This window comes from Mycobacterium sp. 155, assembly GCF_000373905.1.
Taxonomy (GTDB): Bacteria; Actinomycetota; Actinomycetes; order Mycobacteriales; family Mycobacteriaceae; genus Mycobacterium.
In genome coordinates this window covers 4,244,079-4,266,770 of the sequence record NZ_KB892705.1, presented here as the reverse complement: position 1 = coordinate 4,266,770, position 22,692 = coordinate 4,244,079, and the positions used below count along the sequence as shown (strand labels likewise).

Sequence of the window (22,692 nt, the reverse complement as noted above, 5' to 3'; positions counted from 1 at the left end):
GAGCCGTGGGCGCGACTGTCGACCTCAACGCCGATCTGGGTGAGGGTTTTTCGGTGTGGCAGCTCGGGGACGACGAGGCCATGCTCAGCGTCGTCACGAGCGCCAACCTGGCGTGCGGCTTTCACGCCGGAGACCCGGCGTTGCTGCTGCGCACGTGCCGCGCGGCCGCCGACCGCGGCGTACGGGTCGGAGCGCAGGTCAGCTACCGGGACCTGGCCGGCTTCGGCAGGCGGTTCATCGACGTCGCGCCCGAGGAACTCACCGCCGAGGTGATCTATCAGATCGGGGCCCTACAGGCCATCGCCCACGCGGCAGGCACATCGGTCAGCTACGTCAAACCGCATGGCGCGCTGTACAACACGATCGTCAGCCACACCGATCAGGCGGCCGCCGTCGCCGCTGCGGTGTACGCCGTCGACCCCGCGCTGCCGGTACTTGGCCTGTCCGGATCGGCGTTCTTCGCCGAGGCGGCGCAGCTGGGCTTACGGACGGTTGCCGAGGCCTTCGCCGACCGTGCTTACCAGCCCGACGGCACGCTGGTGTCGCGCCGCCAGCCCGGTGCGGTGTTGCACGATCCGGCCGAGATCGCCAAGCGGACCCTCGCCATGGTCAGCGCCGGGCAGGTGCGGGCCGTCGACGGCTCGACGGTTGCCATTACCGCAGAATCCGTTTGCGTACACGGTGATTCACCAGGCGCGGTGCAGATCGCGGTTGCCGTACGAGAGTGCTTGACGGCATCGGGTGTCACGCTCAGGGCGTTCAGCTAGTCAACTCATAGCGGATCAGTCGGGCACTGTTGGCCACCACCGCAACCGACGACGCGTTGTGGAGCACAGCCGCGAGCACAGGCGAGAGCGCGCCGCCCGCACCGATCAGCAGACCGATCGCGTTGACCGCGATGGCCATGGCGTAGTTCTGCTGGATGACGTCGACCGCCCGCCCGCCGAGTCCTCGGACATCCAACAACCGGTGCAGATCATCACTTGCCAAAGCGACATCGGCGGTTTCGACCGCGACATCGGTTCCGCCCAGGCCCATCGCGATGCCTATGTCGGCTGCCGCCAACGCCGGCGCGTCGTTGACACCGTCGCCCACCATAGCGACGGTATATCCCTGCTCGCGCAGTTCGCGTACCAGTTTGAGCTTGTCCTCGGGCATGACCTCGGCATGCCACTCGGTGATGCCCAGTTCGGCTGCCACCGCGGCAGCCGCGTCGGGATGGTCGCCGGTGATCATCACCACGCGCTGCACCCCACTGGCCCGCAACCTCTCCAACACCGCGGCAGCCTCCGGGCGCACCTCGTCACGCAGGCTGATCAGTCCCGCCAGCCTGCCGTCCACCGCGAGCAACAACGGCGTCTCGGCCCGGCGGCGCAGCTCATCCACCCACTCCACCGCCCGCTTGGTCACGCGAACCTTTTCCTGCCGTAGCAACGACGGGCTGCCCAGCAGCAGAGTGCGCCCGTCGGCCCTGATACGCATTCCCAGACCGACCAGAACCTCGCATTCCTCATGCGGAGGAATCTCGATATGCCTCTCCTTGGTCGATCGGATGACCGCCTCGGCCAACGGGTGCTTGGCGTGGATCTCCGAGCTGGCGGCGTAGGCCAGGACTTGCTCGGGTTCCCATTCCTTTTGAAAGGCAACCACATTGGTCACGATGGGACGGCCGAGAGTCAGTGTGCCGGTCTTGTCGAACACCACGGCGTCAACCCGGCCGGCTTCCTCAAGATGCGAGCCACCCTTGATCAGGATCCCGCGGCGGGCGCCATTGCCGATCGCCGCACTGATCGCGGTCGGCGTCGACAGACCTACCGCACAGGGGCAGGCAACCAGGAGCATGGTCATCGCCCGCCGTACGTCTCTGGTGACTATGAGCGTTGCGGCCGAAAGCAGGAACGATGCCGGCACGAAACGCCTCGAGAAGTTCTCACCGATCGTCTGGATAGGCGCCCGGTCCTGCTGGGCCTCTTCGACCCGACTGATGATCCGGCCGATCGTCGTATGTTTGCCGACGGCCTCGGCTTTCACCACCAGCTGTCCGCGAACGACAACCGAGCCTGCGAAGACCTTGCTCCCAGGCATCAAAGCGACCGGGAGATTCTCTCCGGTGATCGCCGACTGATCGACGATCGCCTCCCCATCGCTGACGACGCCGTCGACCGCGATCGCCACTTGTTCGTGCACGACCACCTCGTCGCCGATACGCACTGTGTCAACGGCAACCTCGACCTCGGTTCCGTCGGGGAGCCGAAGCCAAACCGTATCCTGCGTGCCCTGAAGCAGATTGGCGATCGCGCGGCGGGTGCGCCGTAGCGTCAAATCTTGGAGGTACTCTCCGATGTTGAGCAGCCACAGGACGGTCAGCGCCACCACATTTTCGCGGAGCACCAGGCTGGCGACCGTTGCGGCCGACACGAGCATGTCGGTGCCGGCGGTGCGGTCACCGGTCAGGGTCCGCAGCGCACCGCGCAGAAATGGATAGCCGGTGAAGATCGTCGCCCCGGTGGCGAACATTCGACTGGTTGGTCCGAGCAATGGTGGGCGGCGAAACCCGTAACGACGAATACCCAACAGCGCCAAAGCCGTAGCGCCGATAGCCATCCGCACAACATCGGCGTTGTGGATATCGGCGGAGTGCGGGACGCGAACCGGAACAAGACGGCGCTCCACGTCCGCAGCTGCGGAGATGGCCGCCACCACCGCAGCGCGGTCACACCGCTTCGGCGAGTACCAGACCACCACCGACGCCGTCCGCGGATACGCATGCACCGCACGTACACCGGACACCTCGCCGACTGTGTCCTCGATCGCCACCGCGCGCACGGCATCCCTGCACATCCACGGGGCCGACACGCGCATTCTGCCCGCGGCATCGGACAGCACGTCCACGGCTGCCACAGCGATCAGTGATCGTGGTCGTGATTGATCTCGGCCGCTGCGGGAGGCGGCACTTCCTCACCGATCCGTTCCCGCGCCTCCGCGACCACGTCTCCGACCTTCAGACGGGCGGCTTCCGCGCCCTCTTCGGCCTTGCGCGCACCGCGCAAAGCCCACGTGGTCGTGGTCACCGCGGCCTCTCGGACCGGTGTTTTTGCGACCGCCTTACGCAATCCCTCGTACGCAGCCACTCCGACCGCTCCGGTGATCACCGTCGTCGCCGCCTTCGCCAGCAAGCCATGCCAAATCATCTGGCCAGCTTAGCCCGAAGCACCCATGATCGAAAATGATTGTCATTACAGGTAGTGGGACCGGCGGGTTCACAGCCAGAGCTGGCATGATGACCGCCGTGGCGACGAGCGCGACGGCGACGCGAAAGCGGTTGGGGTCCATGCCCGTCCTCGTCGTCGGCATCATCGCACTGGCCCTGGCCGGCGGCCCGGCGCGGGACTTCGTCGAGCGGACCCCGAAGGTGGCGACCGCTGCCACGGTGTTCTGCGGGGTGTTCGTACAGGCGCTGCCCTTCCTCGCACTCGGTGTGGTGATCAGCGGGTTGATCGCGGTTTTCGTCACGCCCGAGCGGTTGACCCGCTGGCTGCCGCGGCGCACCGGCGTCGCAATTCTCGCTGCCGGCGTGGGCGGTGCCGCGCTCCCCGGCTGTGAATGCGGATCGGTACCCGTGGCGCGCCGCCTGTTCAACGACGGCACGCTCGGTGCGGCCGCACTGACGTTCATGTTGGCGGCTCCGGCCATCAACCCCGTGGTGCTGGTCGCGACGGCGGTCGCGTTTCCGGGTCACCCGCAGATGGTGGCGGCCCGATGCGCGGCGTCACTGCTGACGGCACTCATCATGGGTGCGGCGTGGTCCCGGTTCGGCAAACCCGAATGGATCACCAGGCGGCTACCCCGGCCCCACCACGACGACGGCTCGAAGTGGACGGTATTCATCGAAGCCGCCCGCCATGACTTTCTCACCGCCTGCTCCTACCTGGTCATCGGCGCGGCCGCCGCGGGTGCGCTGCACGTGCTGGTCCCCGCCTGGGTATATGAGCACCTGGCCGGGCATCTGGTGCTCGGCGTGGTCACCATGGCGCTGCTGGCCGTGGTGCTGGCGCTGTGTTCGGAGGCCGACGCGTTCGTCGCGGCCAGCCTGACCATGTTGCCGTTGTTGCCGCGGCTGGTGTTCCTGGTGGTCGGGCCCGCCGTCGACCTCAAGCTGTTCGCGATGCAGGCCGGCATGTTCGGCCGGGCGTTCGCCGTCCGGTTCTCCCCAGCCACCTTCGTGGTGGCGACCCTGGTCGGGACCGGGATCGGGCTGCTCGTGCTGGGCGCGCAATGAGCCGTGAGACCGAGAACGCGCTGCTGCTACTGATCGGGGTCAGCACCGCGCTCATCGTCGCCACCGGCAGCTTCACCCGCTACGTCAAGCCGACCCTGCTGCCGTATCTGATCGCCACCGCGGTGTTGCTCATCGTGCTGGCGTTGGCAGCGATAGTGCGCGACATCCGGCACGGGCCCGCCGATCAGCATGATCCCGAGCACGACCACGCCCACTCCAGGGGCACGGCCTGGCTCCTGCTCATTCCGATCGCCCTGCTCGCCTTCGTGGTCCCGCCGCCGATCCGGCCGGACGCGGCGTCGGTCACCACGGTGTCCACCGACATACTGCGGCGGCCATTCCCGCCACTGCCCGACGGCGGGACTCCGGAACTCTCGCTGCCCGATGTGCTCATCCGCATCGCCCAGGACACCGCAGGCACGCTCGACAACCGGACCATCAAGGTCACGGGCTTCACCATGCACGACGGCGATCACACCTACCTCGCCCGCATCGTCATCATCTGCTGTGCGGCGGATGCGCAACTGGCCCGCATCGGGCTCGACGGCCCGGCTGCCGAACCCCTGACGGGCTACCCGGAGAACACTTGGGTCACGGTCGAAGGCAGCGTGCCTGCGGGGCAGAACGATTCGGGCCGACGCACCATCCCGACCATGACCGTGCAGACCGCGGCGCGCACCGACCCGCCACCACACCAGTACGCCTACTGACTAACTCCGCGGGCTCGCCACCGGCAACAGTGCCATCTCCCGGGCGTTCTTGATCGCGGTGGCGACCTGGCGCTGCTGTTGCGGCGTCAGGCCGGTCACACGCCGTGACCGGATCTTGCCGCGCTCACTGATGAAGGTCCGGAGCAGCTGCACGTCCTTGTAGTCGATCCGGGTGACGCCGAGCGCATCCAGCTGATTGCGCCGGGGCTTCTTGAGTTCGGGTGCGGGCGCCCGTTTCTTGGAGTTCTTTTTCGCCATCACCAGCTCGACTTCCGCACACCGGGCAGCTCGCCGCGATGCGCCAGTTCCCTGACCCGCACGCGCGACAGTCCGAACTTGCGCAGATGGCCGCGGGGCCTGCCATCGATAGCATCGCGGTTGCGCAGCCGCACCGGGCTGGAGTCCCGCGGAAGGCGCTGCAGCGTCGAGACCGCCGCGGCCCGCTGCTCGCGCGAGCTCGCCGGATTGCGGATGATCTCCTTGAGTTCAGCGCGACGTTCGGCGTAGCGCTCCACCAACTCTCGGCGCTTCTCGTTCTTGACGATCTTGGATCGCTTGGCCATCAGCGTTCCTCCCGGAAGTCGACGTGCCGACGGATCACCGGGTCGTACTTGCGCAGCACGATGCGGTCGGGATCGTTGCGGCGGTTTTTGCGGGTGACATACGTGTAGCCGGTGCCCGCCGTGGACCGTAGCTTGACGATCGGACGAATATCGGTGCGCGCCATCAGATTTTCTCTCCGCTGCTGCGCAGCCTGGCGACCACTGCTTCGATGCCGTCGCGGTCGATCACCTTGATGCCCTTGGCGCTGACCCGCAGCCGGATCCGACGCCCTTCCGAGGGCAGGTAATAGGTCTTGTTCTGGATGTTCGGATCCCAGCGTCTACGACTGCGACGGTGTGAGTGGGACACGGTGTTGCCGAACCCGGGCTTGCGCCCGGTGACTTGGCAGTGGGCCGACATGAGCCTCCTTCGTGGTGGGGTAATCTGACTTAATCATAATGATAATCATTTTCACCAATCGTTGGGAGGCGAGGTGCGAACCCCTGTTGTGCTGGTCGCGGGCCAGGGCGATACCGACAGCGTCGTCGCGGAGCTGATCCGGAATCCGGGCACGGTGCTGGTGCGGCACCGCTTTGACGGCCAGGTCGTGGTGCGGACGGTGGCAATGGACCCGCCTGGCGGGCGGGGCGGTCCCACATCCGGAACATCCGATTGGCCACTGGAACTCGCGCACGGCTGTGTCTCGTGCACCGTTCGCGACGACCTACTGGTGCTGCTGCGTCGTCTGCACCGACGCAGCGACGTCCAGCGGATCGTCGTGCAGTTGATGGAGTGGCTCGAACCCGAACCGGTGTGCTGGGCCATCGAAAACATCCGCGTGCGCGTCGGCCCCGGCTACATCGACGGCCCGGCGTCCCGCGATGTCCGCGTCGAAGGCGTCGTCACCTGTATCGACGCCGCATCCTGGCTCTCGGAGGCCATCGGCGAGGACGAACTCGACGACGGACGCACCGTCGCGCAGGTCGTGGTCGGCCAGGCCGAACTCGCCGACGTGCTGGTGCTCACCGAACCCGATGCCAGCACGCTGGCGGTACTGCGCCGGCTCGCACCGCGGGCCCGCATCACGGTCGGGCCCGATCGGGTCGAGCTGGCGCTGGCCCACCTCGAACCCGACAGCCCCCGCGGTCGCCCTATCGCGCCACACGATCCGCTCCTGGTCGGCGAACCGCCGCTGGATCGCGACGGCGAAGTCGGCATCGTCGAATTCACCGCACGGCGGCCATTTCACCCGCAGCGCCTGCACGCCGTGCTGGACCTGCTGCTCGACGGCGTGGTGCGCACGCGCGGTCGGGTCTGGTTGGCCAACCGCTCGGCCGAGGTCATGTATATCGAATCCGCGGGTGGCGGCATGCGAGTCAGCAACGCTGGAAAATGGCTGGCAGCAATGGATTCCAGTGAGCGCGCCTATGTCGACCCGCAGCGCGGGGCGCTGGCGGCCGTCGTCTGGGACGAGCGATTCGGGGACCGGCACAACTCACTGGCGGTGCTGGTGTGCGGCGCCCGTCCCGACGAGATCCTCGGGGGCCTGCGGGGCGCGCTGCTCACCGACGACGAACTGAGCAATCCCGAGGATTGGGCGCACTATCCAGACCCGTTCGGCGACTGGCACGAGGAGCCGTGCGAGACAGCCGCCGAAGAAACCGCCCAACCCGGACACCACGAAGGAGAATCGCGATGAAACCCGGCATCCACCCCGACTACCACCCGGTGGTGTTCCAGGACGCTGCGACCGGCACCCGATTTCTGACCCGGTCCACCGCCACCAGCGAGCGGACCGTCGAATGGCCCACGGCGGCGGGTGTCCAGACGTACCCGCTGATCGTGGTCGACGTCAGCTCGGACTCCCATCCGTTCTGGACCGGATCGCAACGCCACATCGACTCGGCCGGTCAGGTGGAGAAGTTCCGCCGTCGTTACGGATAGAGATCGCCCCTAGGGTGGGAGCATGCGGCTCAAACCCGGCAGGGTCCACCCGTGGGCCTAGCTCTGCTGCTGCTCGCTCTCGTCCTGGTGTTCGCACTCGCGAAGCCGGAAGGCTGGCCCGAGGCGGTCGTGGCGGTTCCGGCGGCCGGACTGTTGATCGCGTTCGGAGTGATCTCGCCGCAGGACGTACTGACCGAGGTGAACCGGCTGCTGCCCGTGGTGGGATTCCTGGCAGCCGTGTTGGTGCTGGCGCATTTGTGCGACGACGAAGGGCTGTTCCACGCGGCCGGCACGCTCATGGCCCGTGCCAGCACGGGTGATCCGCGCCGATTACTGACCCGGGTGTTTCTCATAGGCGCCACCACTACCGCTGTGCTGAGCCTCGACGCGACCGTTGTGCTACTCACGCCGGTGGTGCTGACCACGGCCCGCACGCTGGGCATCACACCTCGGCCGCACGCGTACGCCACAGCGCACCTGGCCAACACCGCGTCGTTGGTGTTCCCTGTGTCCAACCTGACCAACCTGCTGGCCTTCGCTGTGGCCGGGCTGTCCTTCACCCAGTTCAGCGCCGTCATGGCAGCGCCGTGGCTGGCCGGTATCGCGGTCGAATTCGTCGTGTTGCGTTGGCTTTTCCGTCGTGAGCTGAGCCGCCCCGCGGCCAAGGTGACTCCCCCACCCCCCGAAGTTCCGGTGTTCGTGCTCGCGGTGCTGGGTTTGACGCTGACGGGTTTCGTGGTCACCTCGTTGTTCGACCTGTCCCCGGCCTGGGCCGCGCTGGCAGGCGCGCTCGTGCTCGGTGTCCGCGGCCTGATCCAGCGGCGTAGCTCCGTGCGCGGTATCGCACGTGCGGTCAACGTTCCGTTCCTCGCGTTCGTGCTGTGCCTGGGTGTGGTGGTCGACGCAGTTGTCCATAACGGTCTCGGCGACGTCATGCGTGGGCTGCTGCCCGTCGGTAACTCACTTCCGGCGCTGCTGGGCTTCGCAGCGGCGGCGGCGATACTTGCGAATCTGGTCAACAATCTGCCGGCCGTGCTGGTGCTGCTGCCACTGGTGGCGGCGTCGGGGCCGGCGGCAGTGCTGGCCGTGCTGATCGGCGTCAACGTCGGGCCGAACCTCAGCTATGTTGGGTCACTGTCGAATCTGCTGTGGCGCAACGTGGTTCATCAACATGGCGTGACGGCCCGCTTCGATGAATTCAGCCGCGTCGGGTTGTGTACGGTGCCGTTGACACTGGTGGCGGCGGTGCTCGGACTGTGGGCCGGACTGCGCCTCTGCGGGCTCTGAGCTCGGATCAGCCGCGGCGTTGGCGGGCGATCTCGGCGAGCACCACACCGGCGGCCACCGAGGCGTTCAGTGATTCCGTCGGCCCGGCCATCGGGATGGACACCACCGAGTCACAGGTCTCCCGCACCAGCCGCGACAAGCCTTTTCCTTCCGAACCCACCACCACGACCATGGGCCCGGTGCCGTCGAGTTGATCCAGCGTGGTGTCGCCACCGGCGTCCAGACCCACCACCTGCAGGCCGGCATCGGCCCAACTCGTCAGTGTGCGAGTGAGATTCGTGGCGCGGGCCACGCGCAACCGGGCCGCGGCCCCCGCGCTCGTCCGCCACGCCACCGCCGTCACCGATGCTGAGCGTCGCTGCGGGATCACCACACCGTGTCCACCGAAGGCGGCCACGGAACGCACGATCGCGCCAAGGTTGCGTGGGTCGGAGATGTTGTCCAGCGCCACCAACAGGGCGGGCGCACCTTCGGTTTTTGCCGTCGCCAACAGATCGTCGGGATGCGCGTAGACGTACGGCGGAACCTGCAGGGCCAACCCCTGGTGCAGCCCATTGGAACTCATCCGGTCCAGGTCGGTGCGCGGCACCTCCAGGATGGAGATCCCGCGGTCCGCGGCCATCTGCACGGATTCGGTCAGCCGCTCGTCTGCCTCGGTGCCCAGCGCGATGAACAGTGCGGTGGCCGGGACTTTCGCGCGGAGGCATTCCACCACCGGATTGCGGCCGAGCACCAGCTCGGTGTCATCGGTCTTCTTGTGCCGGCCCTGCTGCTGGCGGGCCGCCTTCGCGGCTTTTTTGGCAGCCGGGTGGTTGGGCCGCATGTGGGCCGGCGGCGTCGCCCCTCGTCCCTCAAGCCCACGGCGGCGCACCCCGCCGGACCCGACGGTCGGGCCCTTCTTCGTGCCCGCCTTGCGGATGGCGCCACGTCGCTGCGAATTGCCGGCCATTTATTTCGTCCCGTCGAACAGCGACCACTGAGGGCCGTCGGAGGTATCGGTGACCTCGATACCAGCCTCCTTGAGCCGATCCCGGATCGCGTCGGCGGCGGCCCAATCCCGCCGTTCCCGCGCTTCGGTCCGGCTTGTCAATGCCCATTGCACCAGGACGTCGACTGCGGCAAGTGCGGCCGACGCCTCGTCGCGCGACTCCCACCGTTCGTCGAGCGGATCGCAGCCGAGGATGCTCGTCATCGCCCGGATGGCCCGGGCTTGGGCCATCGCGCCGTCGTGATCGCCGACGTCCAACGCCCGGTTGCCCTCGGCGCGCGCGGCATGCACCTCGGCGAGCGCGATCGGCACCGCGAGATCGTCATCGAGCGCGGCTGCGAATTTCGGCGTCCACTCGCCGACGGTCACCATGCCGACCCGGTTGCGCACGCGGTGCAGGAAATCCTCGATACCGCAGTAGGCCTTGACTGCGTCCTGCAGCGCTGTCTCGGAGAACTCGAGCATCGACCGGTAGTGCGCGCTGCCCAGGTAGTACCGCAGCTCGGCAGCCCGAACCCGTTGCAGCACAGCGGGAATCGCCAAGACGTTGCCGAGCGATTTGCTCATCTTCTCGCCACCCATGGTGACCCAGCCGTTGTGCAGCCAGTACCGCGCAAAACCATCCCCGGCGGCGTTGGCCTGGGCGATCTCGTTCTCGTGGTGCGGGAACACCAGGTCCATTCCGCCTGCGTGAATGTCGAACTCCGCACCGAGATAGGCCTCGCACATCGCGACGCATTCGGTATGCCAGCCGGGACGGCCGCGGCCGAAAGGCGTAGGCCAGGACGGCTCACCGGGCTTGGCGCCCTTCCACAGGGTGAAGTCGCGCTGATCGCGTTTACCGGTCGCGACACCCTCACCCTGGTGCACATCGTCGATACGGTGGCCCGACAGCTTGCCGTAGCCCGGCAGGCTCAGCACGTTGAAGTACACGTCGCCGTCAGCCGCATAGGCATGGCCCTTGTCGACCAATCGCTCGATGAGCTCGACCATCTGGGTGATATGCCCGGTGGCGCGGGGTTCAGCCGACGGCGGCAGCACCCCCAACGCGTCGTAGGCAGCGGTGAACACACGCTCGAAGGTCGCCGCCCACTCCCACCACGGCCGGCCGGCGTCGGCGGCCTTGTTGAGGATCTTGTCGTCGATGTCGGTGACGTTGCGGATGAAGGCGACGTCATAGCCGTTGGCGGCGAGCCAGCGCCGCAAGACGTCGAAGGCGACGCCACTGCGGACATGCCCGATGTGGGGCAGGCCCTGCACCGTGGCACCGCACAGGTAGATGGAGGCGTGCCCTGGGCGCAACGGCACGAAATCACGTACGGCACCAGCCATGGTGTCGTACAGCCGGAGCCCGGCACGGTCGGTCACGACGCGCCAGCTTACCGGCCTCTTCAGCTGATACCTACCCGCGCACTCGAGGATCAGAAAACACAAGAGCGGTGGCAATGGCCGCCAGACCCTCACCACGGCCGGTCAGCCCGAGACCGTCGGTGGTGGTGGCCGAAACCGAGACCGGTGCGCCTACCAGCTCGCCCAGCACCCGCTGGGCCTCGTCGCGGCGCGGACCGACCTTGGGCCGGTTGCCGATCACCTGGACCGCCGCGTTGCCCACCGTGAAGCCGGCGTCGGCCAGCAAACCGCGCACGTACCGCAGCATGTCCCCGCCACTCACACCGCGCCACTGCGGCTGGTCGGTACCGAACACCCCGCCGACATCTCCGAGCCCGGCCGCGCTCAACAGCGCATCACACAGGGCGTGCGCAGCGACGTCGCCGTCGGAGTGTCCGGCGCAGCCGTCGGCGCCGTCGAAGAACAGCCCAAGCAGCCGGCAGGGCCGCCCCGGCTCGATCGGATGAACATCGGTGCCCAACCCGACTCGTGGAATCATCACGCTCCGATCGATCCGCCGCGCGCCAGCACGGCTTCGGCCAGCAGGAGATCCATGGGGGTGGTGATTTTGAACGCCACCGGGTCGCCGTCGACGATCTGCACCGGCGTTCCGATCCGTTCGACAAGCGAGGCGTCGTCGGTGAGACCACCGACCGCGGACGCGAGGAGCGAATTAGACCGAGGTGCCTGTAGGTAGGCGCGACGCAGCACATCGGTGCGGAAGCCCTGAGGCGTCTGAACCGCGCGCAGACCGGCCCGCTCCGGCGTGCCGAGCACCACACCGTTGGCGTCGACCGCCTTGATGGTGTCGGTCAGCGGCAGGCCCGGGACGACAGCACTGTGCCCGGCCTCGAGCGCGCGTACGACGCGGACGATCAACGCGGCCGGGGTCAGAGCCCTGGCCGCGTCGTGTACCAGTACGAATTCGGCATCGCCCGCGGCCTCCAGTGCCAGCCGGACCGACTCGGTGCGGTCGATGCCGCCCGCCACGATCTTGGCCGCTCCACCGAAAATCAGCTTGGCCTGATCGGTAAGCGCGGGTGGAACCGCGACGACAACATCATCGACCACCCCCGACGCGCGCAAGCCGATGAGAGCATGCTCCAGCAGGGGCTTACCGCCCAATTTGACGAAGGCCTTCGGCCTACCCGCGCCTAACCGCTCACCTGAGCCGGCGGCCGGGACGACGGCTACCGTTTTCACTACGCCGTCAGGACGCGGCAGCCAGAACCTCGTCGAGCATGGTCTCGGCCTTGGCGTCATCGGTGTTCTCCGCCAGCGCGAGCTCACCGACCAGAATCTGCCGGGCCTTGGCCAGCATCCGCTTCTCGCCCGCGGACAGGCCGCGCTCCTGGTCGCGGCGCCACAGATCACGGACGACCTCGGCCACCTTGTTCACATCGCCCGAGGCCAGCTTCTCCAGATTGGCCTTGTAGCGGCGCGACCAGTTGGTCGGCTCTTCGGTGTGCGGCGCCCGCAGCACCTGGAATACCTTATCGAGGCCTTCCTGCCCGACCACATCGCGCACACCGACATATTCGGCGTTCTCTGCAGGCACTCGAACGGTGAGATCCCCCTGGGCGACCTTCAGGACGAGATATTCTTTCTGCTCGCCTTTGATGGTTCGGGTTTCGATCGCGTCGATCAACGCAGCACCGTGGTGTGGATAGACAACGGTGTCTCCGACCTTGAAAATCATCTGATTCGAGCCCCTTTCGCCCTTACATGCTAACACGGGCCTTGCTCACACGCCGACCAACAGCGCAGGTCAGGGGCACCGCAGGTGAAGGATAGGGGTTGACAGGGCGACGAAATCGTGCAACCAAACAGCCACTGCGCCACGTGATTCGGGTGTTCTCAACCCTCGTGGTTCCGCCCGCGACCTCCACCTACTACTCTGCATAGTCGAAGTATGGCGACCCATTTCAGGAGGCTTGAGTGAACCGCTTCACATTGCGTGCCTCGGTCGGCGTGGCCGCGTGCGGCCTGGCTGCCGCAGCCGCCCTCACCGCGTGTGGTTCCGGGCAGGTCTCCCAGACGGCCACCCAGGAACCGGCGGTCAACGGCGTCAACGCCCAGGCCGGCCAGGTCTCACTGCGTAACGTCCACCTGCGGGCGCCGCAGCAGACGGACTACGTTCAGCCGGGTTCGCCGGCCGAGCTGCTGTTCGTGGCGGCAAACGGGTCGGCCGACAACGACAACAAGTTGACGTCGATCACCTCCGACATCGGCGACGTCACACTGACCGGCGACACCACTGTGCCGGCCAATGGCGTGCTGGTGGTCGGTGAGCCCGACGGGCAGGCCGCGCCGCTGGAGCAGGTCGAGGCGGCCGACGCCGTCACCGCCAAGGTGACCCTGACCAAGCCGGTCACCAACGGCCTGCTGTACAACTTCACGTTCAACTTCGAACGTGGCGAGACCACCGTGGCCGTTCCGATCTCGGCGGGTGACCAGCCGCGCCGCGACACGACCGGCGATGCCGATCAGGCCGAGGGCGAATCGGGCGAACACCACTAGGTTCTTCGCCGCTGGGTTACCCAGGGATGTCGGTGACAGCCGCTAGTGTCACGGCGTGGCCGGTTCGAAAGCACGTTCGCAATACCGGTGTTCGGAATGCGCGCACGTCACCCCGAAATGGGTGGGACGCTGCGCGAACTGCGGCACCTGGGGCACCGTCGATGAGGTTGCCGTGCTGGCTTTCCCCGGCAGCAGGGGCGGTGCAGCGGCCCGTCGCTCGGTAGCACCGGCCTCCCCTGCAGTACCGATCACCGCCGTCGACGCCAGCGCCACCCGGCACTGCCCGACCGGGGTCAGCGAACTCGACCGCGTACTGGGCGGCGGGCTGGTCGCTGGATCGGTCACGCTGCTGTCCGGTGATCCGGGAATCGGCAAATCCACGCTGCTGCTCGAGGTGGCCAACCGCTGGGCACACGAGGGCCGCCGCGTCCTCTACGTGTCCGGGGAGGAGTCCGCCGGACAAATCCGGCTGCGGGCCGAGCGCACCGGCTGCACTCACGACGAGCTGTACCTGGCAGCCGAGTCCGATCTGCAGATCGCGCTGGGTCACATCGACCAGGTGCGCCCGAGCCTCGTGGTGATCGATTCGGTGCAGACCATGTCCACCACCGAAGTGGACGGCGTGACCGGCGGGGTGACGCAGGTGCGGGCGGTGACGACGGCACTGACCAGTTACGCGAAATCGACCGCCGAGGGGCATTCGGTGGCTCTCATCCTCGTGGGCCATGTCACCAAGGACGGTGCCATCGCCGGGCCGCGGTCGCTCGAGCATCTGGTCGACGTCGTGCTGCACTTCGAGGGTGACCGCGCATCGTCGCTGCGAATCGTGCGCGGGGTCAAGAACCGGTTCGGCGCCGCCGACGAGGTCGGCTGTTTCCTGATGCATGACAACGGAATCGAATGCGTCAGCGATCCGTCGGGGCTGTTCCTGGATCAGCGCACCGCACCCGTACCAGGCACCGCGGTGACGGTCACGCTCGACGGCAAGCGTCCGATGATCGGAGAGGTGCAGGCCCTGTCGAACCCGACAGAAGGCCCGCCGCGACGAACGGTCAGCGGTATCGACTCGGCCCGTGCCGCGATGATCAGCGCAGTGCTGGAGCGCCACAGCGCCCTTCCGCTCGCGCGCAGCGACCTGTACGTGGCGACTGTCGGTGGCATGCGGTTGACCGACCCGTCGGCTGATCTGGCGGTCGCGATGGCCATCATGTCGTCCTGCTACCAGTTGCCGCTGCCGATGGACGTGGTCGCCATCGGCGAAGTGGGCCTGGCCGGTGATCTCCGCCGGGTCAACGGGCTGGATCGCAGACTGGCAGAGGCCGCCCGGCTGGGCTTCAACACCGCGGTCGTGCCAGCCGGGATCACCGACACACCGGCCGGGATGCGGGTCATCGCAGTCGACAACATCGGGACCGCATTGCGGGCGGTCCGGGAGATCGCGGAGAATAACGGCCGACCCTAGGAGGGCCGATGGCTGTGATGTCCACTGGCAGGGCCGGCCGCAACGTGGTGCAGCTGGCCCGTCCGACACTGCGCGAGACGTTAGGCAGGCTGGCACCCGGTACGCCGCTGCGCGACGGCCTGGAGCGCATCCTGCGTGGAAAAACGGGTGCGCTGATAGTGCTGGGCTACGACGACAGCGTTGAGGCCATCTGCGACGGCGGGTTCGAGCTCGACATCCGCTATGCGCCGACCCGGCTGCGCGAGCTGTCGAAGATGGACGGCGCGGTCGTGCTGTCCAGCGACGCCAGCCACATCCTGCGAGCCAACGTGCAACTGGTGCCCGACCCGTCGATCCCGACCGACGAGTCCGGTACGCGGCACCGCTCGGCCGAGCGCACGGCGATCCAGACCGGTTACCCGGTGGTGTCGGTCAGCCATTCGATGAGCATCGTGACGGTTTATGTGGCCGGGGAACGGCACGTCGTCCCCGAGTCGGCGACCATCCTGTCGCGCGCCAACCAGACCGTCGCCACCCTGGAGCGCTACAAGGGCCGGCTCGACGAGGTCAGCAAGCAGCTCTCCACGGCCGAGATCGAGGACTTCGTGACGTTGCGCGACGTCATGACGGTGGTGCAGCGGCTGGAGATGGTGCGTCGGATCAGCCTCGAGATCGACGCCGACGTCGTCGAACTCGGCACCGACGGCCGCCAGCTCAAGCTGCAGCTCGACGAGCTCGTCGGCGACAACGACACGGCCAGGGAACTGATCGTGCGGGACTACCACGCCAATCCGGATCCACCGACGGCCGCACAGGTCAGCGCCACCCTGGAAGATCTCGACGCCCTGACCGACAGTGAGCTGCTGGACTTCACCACGCTGGCGCGAGTGTTCGGCTATCCGTCGACGGCAGAGGCGCAGGATTCCGCGATGAGCTCGCGCGGCTACCGGGCCATGGCCGGCATCCCGCGACTCCAGTTCGCCCACGTCGATCTGCTGGTCCGGTCGTTCGGGTCGCTACAGGGGCTGCTTGCCGCCAGTGCCGACGATCTGCAGTCGGTGGAAGGTATCGGGTCGATGTGGGCCCGCCACATCCGGGAGGGGCTGTCCGTGCTGGCCGAGTCGACGATCGCCGACCGGCTGGCCTGAACGGATCAGTTACCCGGTTCCGGGGCAGGAGCAGCAGGAGCCGGCGGAGCGCCCTCGGCGGGTTGCGGCGGGTTCGCGGGCGACAGGACGAACGGTACGGGCGCCGATCGCAGATTGCCCAACTGCACCATCAAGTTGTAGGTACCCGGCCCGATGGGCTGCCGCGGCAGCGGGCACTGGGGTGCCGAACTCATCCCGGTCCAGGTCACCTCAGTGGTGACCTGCTCGCCCGGGTTGAAGGTCTTGACCAGGGTTTCGTTGGATGGCGCGCAGTCGAGATTCGACCACAGCCGCGTGTTGTCCAGCGAGTAGACGTAGGCGGCCAGAATGGCTGCCCCGACGTCGCGCTTGCAGGCCACGAGGCCGATGTTGGTGACGACCATGGTGAACTTCGGCTGATCGCCGACCACGTACTCCGGCTGGCTGGTGATGCCCTTGACAGCCAGAGTCGAATCCGGGCAGTCGTCGCCTTCCTTGAGCACCGGCGGCGGCGTGACTGCCGCGGTCGGGGTCGCCGTCGGAGGCGGAGCGTGCTGTGCAGGCGGCTGCACCGGCGTCTTGACCTGGGGGTTCTCCCCCGGCAACGGAGTCGGCGCGGCGGCCGTCGCGGTGGGGGCCGGGGTCGATTGTTCCGCGGACTTGGATTCGGCGCCTGAGCTGTTGCTCACGACCACCGCGACGATCGCGACGACCACCGCAACGGCCGCCACCCCGATCCCGATGGCCAGCGCCCTACGTCGCCGGTAAATCTCCGCAGGCAGTGGGCCCCGTGGTTCCAGATCCAACACGACCTTCACGGTAAGCCCAGGTAATCTCCAGCTGCCCGAGGCGGCCCGGCGTGTCGCGCCGGTCTTTGCGCGTCAGACCTGGCCGATATCGCCGACATAGTGGCGCAACTCCACCCGGCCGTCGGCCAGGTGGTAAGTCGCGCCGACGATCGCCTGGGTGCCCGCCGCGACACCCTGGGCAATCGCCGCAGACCGCATCTGCAGCTGTGACACGGTCTCCTTGACGTGCTGGACCTCGAACTCGTCGACCCGCTCCAGACCGGCATGGCGACCCAACAGGATCGATGGTGTCACGCGCTCGACGATGTCGCGCACATAACCGCCGGGCACCTGGCCCTCGTCGAGCGCGGCGAGCGCGGCCTTGACCGCGCCGCAGCTGTCATGACCCAGCACCACGATCAGCGGCACATCGAGGATGGAGACCGCGTATTCGATCGAGCCGAGCACCGCGTTGTCGATGACGTGGCCTGCGGTGCGCACCACGAACATGTCGCCGAGCCCCTGGTCGAACAGGATCTCGGCGGCGACCCGGCTGTCGCCGCAGCCGAACACCACCGCGGTGGGCTTCTGGGTGTGGGCCAGGCTCGTCCGTCGTGCGATGTCCTGGCTGGGATGCTGCTGCTCGCCCGCGACAAAGCGCGCGTTACCGTCCTTGAGTGCCTTCCACGCCGACACCGGATTCGAATTGGGCATGGGCGTCATTGTGCCCGAGTCGGATATGACCATCGAGTCAGAAGAGCTGCTGGCCTGGTACCAGCAAGCTCAGCGAGACCTCCCGTGGCGCAGGTCCGGGGTCACTGCCTGGCAGATCTTGGTCAGCGAGTTCATGCTGCAGCAAACGCCGGTTTCGCGCGTTGAGCCGATCTGGCTGGCCTGGATCGAGCGGTGGCCCACCCCGTCGGCCACCGCGGCAGCCGGGGTCGGCGAGGTACTGCGGGCCTGGGGCAAGCTCGGCTACCCGCGCCGGGCCAAACGCCTGCACGAATGTGCCGTCACCATCGCCGCCGAGCACGGCGACGTGGTGCCCGCAGATGTCGACACGCTGCTGAGCCTGCCGGGGGTGGGGGCCTACACCGCGCGGGCGGTTGCGTGCTTCGCATACGCAGCCAGGGTGCCGGTGGTCGACACCAACGTGCGCCGGGTGGTGGCACGGGCGGTGCACGGCCGGGCCGACTCGCCGGCGAGCGTGCGGGACCTCGACGACGTGTCCGTGCTGCTGCCCGACTCGGACGCGGCACCAGTGTTCTCGGCCGCATTGATGGAACTCGGCGCGACGGTGTGCACCGCGCGGACCCCGCGATGCGGGACCTGCCCCCTGAGTGTGTGTCTTTGGCGCACGACGGGTTACCCATCGCCGACGGGCCCCGTCCGCAAGGCGCAGCGCTACGCCGGAACCGACCGCCAGGCCCGCGGGAGATTACTGGATGTGTTGCGCACCAACGATTCCCCCGTCACCCGCGGACAGCTGGACGTGGCCTGGCTGACTGATACCGCGCAGCGCGACAGGGCGCTGGACTCACTGCTGGTCGACGGCCTGGTGGAGCAGACGCCCGATGGCCGGTTCGCCTTGGCGGGCGAGGGCGAAAACATCTGAGGTTCGACGGGTGAGTCGGACTCAGCGTCCGGGTTACCGAGTCCCGCGAGATCTGCTCCCGTGCCGACGAATTAGCCAGTGCACGGCCGACCAATTTGGTGGCCCTGGTGGACGGCCACGCCAACCAACCCGCCCCCTACCTGATCAACCGCGATTACGCGCCCGGGCGGGAGGATACGGAGCGCGGCAAGGTCGAGACGTCCATACCATCGCGCACTGCACATCCGACAGGCTCGCGGGCAAGGAAGCTGTACAGTAACCGACTCCGCAATATACGAAGGGCGGACACCTTGATCCGTACGATCGGTCGGTTCGGTGCGGTGATACTCCTGGTTGCGGCGGTCACGGCCTGCAACACCGGGACCGCGGGTGCCCCGGCGGGCGAAATGTTGCCCGAGGCCGCGCAAAAGATCACGGAGAAACCGGCATACGCCACCGCGCGGTGGTCGTACTACGTGGCCGACCGTGACTCCGGCGAAGTGTTGTTGATCCAGCGACCCGATGAGATGGTGCTCACCGGCTCGACGGCCAAGCAGTTCACCATCGGCACGGTATACGACATCTTCGGTCCGGACGCTCGCCTCACCACCCCCGTTTATGCCACCTCTCAGACAGTCGACGGTGTAGTGCGAGGGGACGTGATCCTGGTCGCTTCCGGTGATCTCGCTCTGGGTGGCCGCGGCGGGCTCAGCGGCCGCGTCGACGACGCCTTCGACGCCACCCATATCGACCATGTCTATGGCGATATCGCACCAAATGCGGCGAAGGTCACCGACAACCCGCTGGCCGGCCTCGATGACTTGGCGCGACAGGTCGCCGCCAACGGCGTCAGAAACATTGCGGGGGACGTCATCGTCGATACGCGACTCTGGAAGGTGACCGAGGGGCATGAAGGCGCCGTCCCACCCATCTTCGTCAACGACAACCTGCTCGACATCGAGGTAACTCCGGCCGCCGGCGGTCAGCCGGCCACCGTCGAAACTTATCCACCCACAACGGTATTCACCGTGCGATCGACGGTATCGACGGCCGACGCCGACACACCCTCGAATCTCGACGTGAGCGCAGACCCGGCGAATCCCCGCGACCTGGTGGTGAGCGGGTCCATACCGGCGGGCAAGCCGCAGCTGACGATCTATCGGGTGCCCGACGCCGGCACCTGGGCACGTGGGTTGTTCATCGAAGCACTGAACCGAGCGGGCGTTGCGGTCACCGCGTCGGCCGTCGGGCCCAACGATCAGGCTCGTCTACCGGCCGCGGGCAGCTATTCCGCCGACCGTCGATTGGCAGCGCTGCAATCACCTCCGCTAGCGGCTTTCGGGTCAATGATCCTTCGAACCAGTTACAACACCGGAGCCAACGCGATGTTGTGTCTGCTGGCGACCAAGTCTGGATCCACCGACTGCGCCGATGGCCTGAAATCCATTCGCACCGTTGTGAACAACGCGGGACTGATGTCCGACGCCGTGGTGCTCACCGACGGCGAGGGCGCTTACCCGGCCTCGACGACACCCAGACAGATGACCAACTGGGTCAAGTGGGCAGCCGCGCAACCGTGGGGGCCGGCGCTCGTCTCGGGCCAGCCGGTACTGGGCGAAAGCGGCACCATCGCCGCGGTGGGCGCGAACAGTCCCGCGAAAGGCAAGGTGCAGGCGAAGACCGGGACGGTCGCGGTTGTGGACCCAGTGACGGGGCGTGCGCTGTTCAATGTGCAGAGCCTCGCCGGATTCATGACCACCGACGACGGTCGCCGTCTGGTATTCGACCTGTCGATGAGCGGCGCCACCTACCCCGATGTGCTCACCGGCCTACGGGAAGCCAACGAAGACGTCGGGCTGGTCGCGGCTCAGATTCAGCAGATGTTATCGAAATAACCTGCATCGGATTGACGGCTCGGTTCACCGCCGATCGGTTGAATGCCACAGTGGGTCAATGGGTATCGGGGCACACGCCGGCGGATCGGCCACGAACTGGGGCACCGAACCGCAAGACGTCATCGTCAGGCTGTGGTGCACCTCGAACAAGGACGACGCCCGGTACGAAGTCAACTAGCGAACCGGCGACGGTAATCCGACGGCGTCACGCCGATCACGCGGCGGAAGTGGTGGCGCAGCAGGGTCGCGGAACCGAACCCGGCCCGCCCGGCGACCCAATCGAGATCCACGTCAGTCTCCTCGAGCAGACGGCGCGCGTAGAGCACGCGCTGATCGGTGATCCACTGCATCGGCGTGGTCCCGGTCTCCTCGACGAAACGCCGCGCGAAGGTACGCGTGGACATGGCCGCCCGCTTGGCGAGCGTACCGACCGTGTGCGGCTTCTCCAGGTTGCTGATGATCCAATCCAGGTGCGGCGCAAAACTATCCGAACATCGCACCGGGATGGGCTGGTCGATGAACTGTCGCTGACCACCGTCGCGCTGCGGCGGAACCACCATGCGGCGGGCGATCTTGTTGGTCACCTCGCTGCCGAGCTCACGACGAACCAAATGCAGACACGCGTCGATGCCCGCGGCCGTGCCCGCACTGGTGATCAGATTGCCGTCGTCCACGAACAGCACGTTGCGATCGACGTGCGCGGTCGGATACCTGCGCGCCAGCTCGTCGGCGTGCATCCAGTGCGTGGTGCACGGGCGTCCGTCGAGCAATCCGGCCGCGCCCGCCAGAAACGCTCCTGAGCACACGGTCAGGATCATCGACCCGGCGTCGGCGGCCGTGCGCACCGCGGCCAGCGCCTCCGGCAGGTAGTCGGTGCTCGCGATCGCCGGGATAGCCACCAGATCCGCGCCGATCAGGGCATCCAGACCGTGATCAGGTGTCAGCGAGGCACCGATCGAGGTCCGCACCGGCTTCCCAGCTTCCGGGCCGCACACCTTGAAGTCGAAGTTCGGGACCCCGTCGGCCGAGCGGTCGATCCCGAAAACCTCGCAGATCACCCCGAATTCGAAGACGGCCAGGCCATCGAGCACCAGCGCGGAGACGCTTTTGATCATGGCAGTATCTTACCGAAAGGTGTCAGTACTGCCACTTGCTGGCTGGATATCGACCTAACGAAAATTACTGCCATGACCGTTACACTCGCCTTCTTGATCATGGCCTCACCGTTTGTGGTCGCAACGGCCCTGGGCTGGGCGGCGCACCGCGGCGGCATTCTGCGCATTCAACCGGATCAGTTTCGGACCTACGCACCCATGGCGGGCCGGCTGGCGGACTACGACACCCAGCGAGCCGAACAGGACATCGATGCCGTGCGCACCCGCTTCGAGCAGCATCCGTCCTGGCCGTCCGCGGGCGCCTCAGGCGAGCGACGATAGGAACCCGCCGACGGCCCGACGGTATGTCTCCGGCCGCTCGTCGTGGATCAGGTGACCCGACTCAGGTACATACAGATATGTTGTCCGGTAACCACTTTCGGCCATGGTCCGCATCTGACCCGGAGGTGCGACAGAAGTCTCAGCTTCCATCAGCAGTGTCGGCACCCGCACCGCTCGCCACTGCTGCCAGTACTGCCTGGTGCCCCACTCTGCGGCGATGTCCAGCCACCACTGCGGCCGGCCGTGCAACCGCCAACCAGTGGCGGTCCGATCGAACGCTTCCAGAAAGTACTGACCCGCCACGGCGCCGAACTCCCGGTAAACCTCCTGCGCCGAGCCGAATTCGACCGGCAACGCGTGCACCCACGGCTCCCACGGGCCGGTGGTACGCCCCAGGAAGTCCGGAGCCATATCCTCCACCACGACCGAGCGCACGAGCTCCGGCCTGACTGCGGCCAGGCACCACGAATGCAACGCACCCATCGAATGACCCACCAGCCGCGCCGGCTCCGCCAATTCCGCGACAGCATCACCCAGGTCTGCGACAAACCGCTCGGTGCTGATCGGATACGGGTCGGGCACATCATGCCCGCGATGCCACGGCGCGTCGTAGGTGTATACCGCACCCAGCTCGGTCAGCCACGGCAGTTGACGGGCCCAGGTACCGCCACGACCCATCAGCCCGTGCACCAGCACTATGGGTTCACCGCGACCACCGCGGTGGGTCAGAAGTTCTGTGACCATGTCGTTA

General features: G+C 67.1%; 27 protein-coding genes. 12 read left to right on the top strand and 15 right to left on the bottom strand.

The features are described from left to right. The first annotated feature begins 5 nt into the window (after window positions 1-5). Window positions 6-767, top strand: a complete 762-nt coding sequence (locus B133_RS0120355) for a LamB/YcsF family protein (RefSeq protein ID WP_018603659.1) — start codon at window positions 6-8, stop codon at window positions 765-767. Here the strand turns inward: B133_RS0120355 and B133_RS0120350 are convergent. Together B133_RS0120350 and B133_RS0120345 are read right to left on the bottom strand one after the other, a co-directional pair. Beyond that, window positions 760-2,862, bottom strand: a complete 2,103-nt coding sequence (locus B133_RS0120350) for a cation-translocating P-type ATPase (RefSeq protein WP_198291093.1) — start codon at window positions 2,860-2,862, stop codon at window positions 760-762. The two genes, B133_RS0120355 and B133_RS0120350, sit on opposite strands and share 8 nt — an antisense overlap. A 44-nt stretch (window positions 2,863-2,906) precedes the next feature. Next, entirely contained in the window at window positions 2,907-3,191 is a 285-nt protein-coding gene (locus tag B133_RS0120345) for a DUF1490 family protein (RefSeq protein WP_018603657.1), read from the bottom strand. Window positions 3,192-3,280: 89 nt separating this feature from the next. Here B133_RS0120345 and B133_RS0120340 point away from each other — a divergent pair, with 89 nt between their 5' ends. Next, complete coding sequence (locus B133_RS0120340; RefSeq protein ID WP_026256684.1) at window positions 3,281-4,279, top strand: permease; 999 nt, start codon at window positions 3,281-3,283, stop codon at window positions 4,277-4,279. Beyond that, entirely contained in the window at window positions 4,276-4,989 is a 714-nt protein-coding gene (locus tag B133_RS0120335) for a TIGR03943 family protein (RefSeq protein ID WP_018603655.1), read from the top strand. The genes B133_RS0120340 and B133_RS0120335 overlap by 4 nt, the downstream gene beginning before the upstream one ends. Here the strand turns inward: B133_RS0120335 and rpsR are convergent, their stop codons facing one another. From rpsR to rpmB, 4 genes are read right to left on the bottom strand one after another with little or no spacing between them, the layout of a single operon-like run. After that, a complete protein-coding gene (gene rpsR, locus B133_RS0120330) occupies window positions 4,990-5,250 on the bottom strand; it encodes a 30S ribosomal protein S18 (protein WP_085974208.1) in 261 nt (86 codons plus the stop codon). Further along, window positions 5,247-5,552, bottom strand: a complete 306-nt coding sequence (gene rpsN / locus B133_RS0120325) for a 30S ribosomal protein S14 (RefSeq protein WP_018603653.1) — start codon at window positions 5,550-5,552, stop codon at window positions 5,247-5,249. The genes rpsR and rpsN overlap by 4 nt, the downstream gene beginning before the upstream one ends. Continuing rightward, window positions 5,552-5,716, bottom strand: a complete 165-nt coding sequence (gene rpmG / locus B133_RS0120320; RefSeq protein WP_018603652.1) for a 50S ribosomal protein L33 — start codon at window positions 5,714-5,716, stop codon at window positions 5,552-5,554. The genes rpsN and rpmG overlap by 1 nt, the downstream gene beginning before the upstream one ends. Next, window positions 5,716-5,952 (bottom strand): 50S ribosomal protein L28, encoded by a 237-nt coding sequence (gene rpmB / locus B133_RS0120315; protein WP_018603651.1) that lies wholly within the window; start codon window positions 5,950-5,952, stop codon window positions 5,716-5,718. Before rpmB ends, rpmG begins: the two co-directional genes overlap by 1 nt. Before the next feature lie 73 nt (window positions 5,953-6,025). On the opposite strand from rpmB, the gene mrf reads away from it, so the two are divergent. From mrf to B133_RS0120300, 3 genes are read left to right on the top strand one after another with little or no spacing between them, the layout of a single operon-like run. Continuing rightward, window positions 6,026-7,231 (top strand): ribosome hibernation factor-recruiting GTPase MRF, encoded by a 1,206-nt coding sequence (gene mrf, locus B133_RS0120310; RefSeq protein WP_026256683.1) that lies wholly within the window; start codon window positions 6,026-6,028, stop codon window positions 7,229-7,231. Continuing rightward, on the top strand, window positions 7,228-7,476 hold the full coding sequence (locus tag B133_RS0120305) for a type B 50S ribosomal protein L31 (RefSeq protein WP_018603649.1): 249 nt from the start codon (window positions 7,228-7,230) through the stop codon (window positions 7,474-7,476). Before mrf ends, B133_RS0120305 begins: the two co-directional genes overlap by 4 nt. A gap of 51 nt (window positions 7,477-7,527) precedes the next feature. Then, window positions 7,528-8,763, top strand: a complete 1,236-nt coding sequence (locus B133_RS0120300) for an SLC13 family permease (protein ID WP_018603648.1) — start codon at window positions 7,528-7,530, stop codon at window positions 8,761-8,763. Between the two features lie 7 nt (window positions 8,764-8,770). Here B133_RS0120300 and rlmB read toward each other — a convergent pair whose 3' ends face one another. From rlmB to carD, 5 genes are read right to left on the bottom strand one after another with little or no spacing between them, the layout of a single operon-like run. Then, a complete protein-coding gene (rlmB, locus tag B133_RS0120295) occupies window positions 8,771-9,712 on the bottom strand; it encodes a 23S rRNA (guanosine(2251)-2'-O)-methyltransferase RlmB (protein ID WP_018603647.1) in 942 nt (313 codons plus the stop codon). Next, entirely contained in the window at window positions 9,713-11,119 is a 1,407-nt protein-coding gene (cysS, locus tag B133_RS0120290) for a cysteine--tRNA ligase (protein WP_018603646.1), read from the bottom strand. It lies immediately after the preceding gene. Between the two features lie 34 nt (window positions 11,120-11,153). Then, window positions 11,154-11,639 carry a 2-C-methyl-D-erythritol 2,4-cyclodiphosphate synthase gene (gene ispF, locus B133_RS0120285; protein ID WP_018603645.1) on the bottom strand — a complete coding sequence of 162 codons (486 nt, stop codon included), beginning with the start codon at window positions 11,637-11,639 and terminating at the stop codon, window positions 11,154-11,156. Then, window positions 11,639-12,343, bottom strand: coding sequence for a 2-C-methyl-D-erythritol 4-phosphate cytidylyltransferase (ispD, locus tag B133_RS0120280; RefSeq protein WP_018603644.1), 705 nt, complete (start codon window positions 12,341-12,343; stop codon window positions 11,639-11,641). Before ispD ends, ispF begins: the two co-directional genes overlap by 1 nt. A 7-nt stretch (window positions 12,344-12,350) precedes the next feature. Beyond that, complete coding sequence (gene carD / locus B133_RS0120275) at window positions 12,351-12,839, bottom strand: RNA polymerase-binding transcription factor CarD (RefSeq protein ID WP_018603643.1); 489 nt, start codon at window positions 12,837-12,839, stop codon at window positions 12,351-12,353. A 239-nt stretch (window positions 12,840-13,078) separates the two neighbouring features. Here carD and B133_RS0120270 point away from each other — a divergent pair, with 239 nt between their 5' ends. From B133_RS0120270 to disA, 3 genes are read left to right on the top strand one after another with little or no spacing between them, the layout of a single operon-like run. Then, window positions 13,079-13,660, top strand: coding sequence for a hypothetical protein (locus B133_RS0120270; RefSeq protein WP_018603642.1), 582 nt, complete (start codon window positions 13,079-13,081; stop codon window positions 13,658-13,660). A gap of 55 nt (window positions 13,661-13,715) precedes the next feature. Continuing rightward, complete coding sequence (gene radA / locus B133_RS0120265) at window positions 13,716-15,122, top strand: DNA repair protein RadA (RefSeq protein WP_026256681.1); 1,407 nt, start codon at window positions 13,716-13,718, stop codon at window positions 15,120-15,122. Between the two features lie 17 nt (window positions 15,123-15,139). Beyond that, on the top strand, window positions 15,140-16,249 hold the full coding sequence (disA, locus tag B133_RS0120260; protein WP_369751501.1) for a DNA integrity scanning diadenylate cyclase DisA: 1,110 nt from the start codon (window positions 15,140-15,142) through the stop codon (window positions 16,247-16,249). A 5-nt stretch (window positions 16,250-16,254) separates the two neighbouring features. On the opposite strand, the gene B133_RS0120255 is transcribed toward disA, so the two are convergent. Beyond that, entirely contained in the window at window positions 16,255-17,037 is a 783-nt protein-coding gene (locus B133_RS0120255; RefSeq protein WP_026256680.1) for a hypothetical protein, read from the bottom strand. A 72-nt stretch (window positions 17,038-17,109) separates the two neighbouring features. Continuing rightward, window positions 17,110-17,730, bottom strand: coding sequence for a carbonic anhydrase (locus B133_RS0120250; RefSeq protein ID WP_018603638.1), 621 nt, complete (start codon window positions 17,728-17,730; stop codon window positions 17,110-17,112). A 25-nt stretch (window positions 17,731-17,755) separates the two neighbouring features. Here B133_RS0120250 and B133_RS0120245 point away from each other — a divergent pair, with 25 nt between their 5' ends. Further along, window positions 17,756-18,631, top strand: a complete 876-nt coding sequence (locus B133_RS0120245) for an A/G-specific adenine glycosylase (protein ID WP_026256679.1) — start codon at window positions 17,756-17,758, stop codon at window positions 18,629-18,631. A 290-nt stretch (window positions 18,632-18,921) separates the two neighbouring features. Beyond that, window positions 18,922-20,505, top strand: a complete 1,584-nt coding sequence (dacB, locus tag B133_RS0120240; protein WP_157625924.1) for a D-alanyl-D-alanine carboxypeptidase/D-alanyl-D-alanine-endopeptidase — start codon at window positions 18,922-18,924, stop codon at window positions 20,503-20,505. A 170-nt stretch (window positions 20,506-20,675) separates the two neighbouring features. On the opposite strand, the gene B133_RS0120230 is transcribed toward dacB, so the two are convergent. Beyond that, window positions 20,676-21,620 (bottom strand): GlxA family transcriptional regulator, encoded by a 945-nt coding sequence (locus B133_RS0120230; RefSeq protein ID WP_018603634.1) that lies wholly within the window; start codon window positions 21,618-21,620, stop codon window positions 20,676-20,678. 72 nt (window positions 21,621-21,692) lie between these two features. Here B133_RS0120230 and B133_RS0120225 point away from each other — a divergent pair, with 72 nt between their 5' ends. After that, the gene (locus B133_RS0120225; protein WP_018603632.1) at window positions 21,693-21,941 is read left to right on the top strand and encodes a hypothetical protein; all 249 of its coding nucleotides are present in this window, start codon (window positions 21,693-21,695) and stop codon (window positions 21,939-21,941) included. Here the strand turns inward: B133_RS0120225 and B133_RS0120220 are convergent. Continuing rightward, window positions 21,924-22,685 (bottom strand): alpha/beta fold hydrolase, encoded by a 762-nt coding sequence (locus tag B133_RS0120220; protein WP_026256678.1) that lies wholly within the window; start codon window positions 22,683-22,685, stop codon window positions 21,924-21,926. The two genes, B133_RS0120225 and B133_RS0120220, sit on opposite strands and share 18 nt — an antisense overlap. Window positions 22,686-22,692 lie beyond the last annotated feature (7 nt).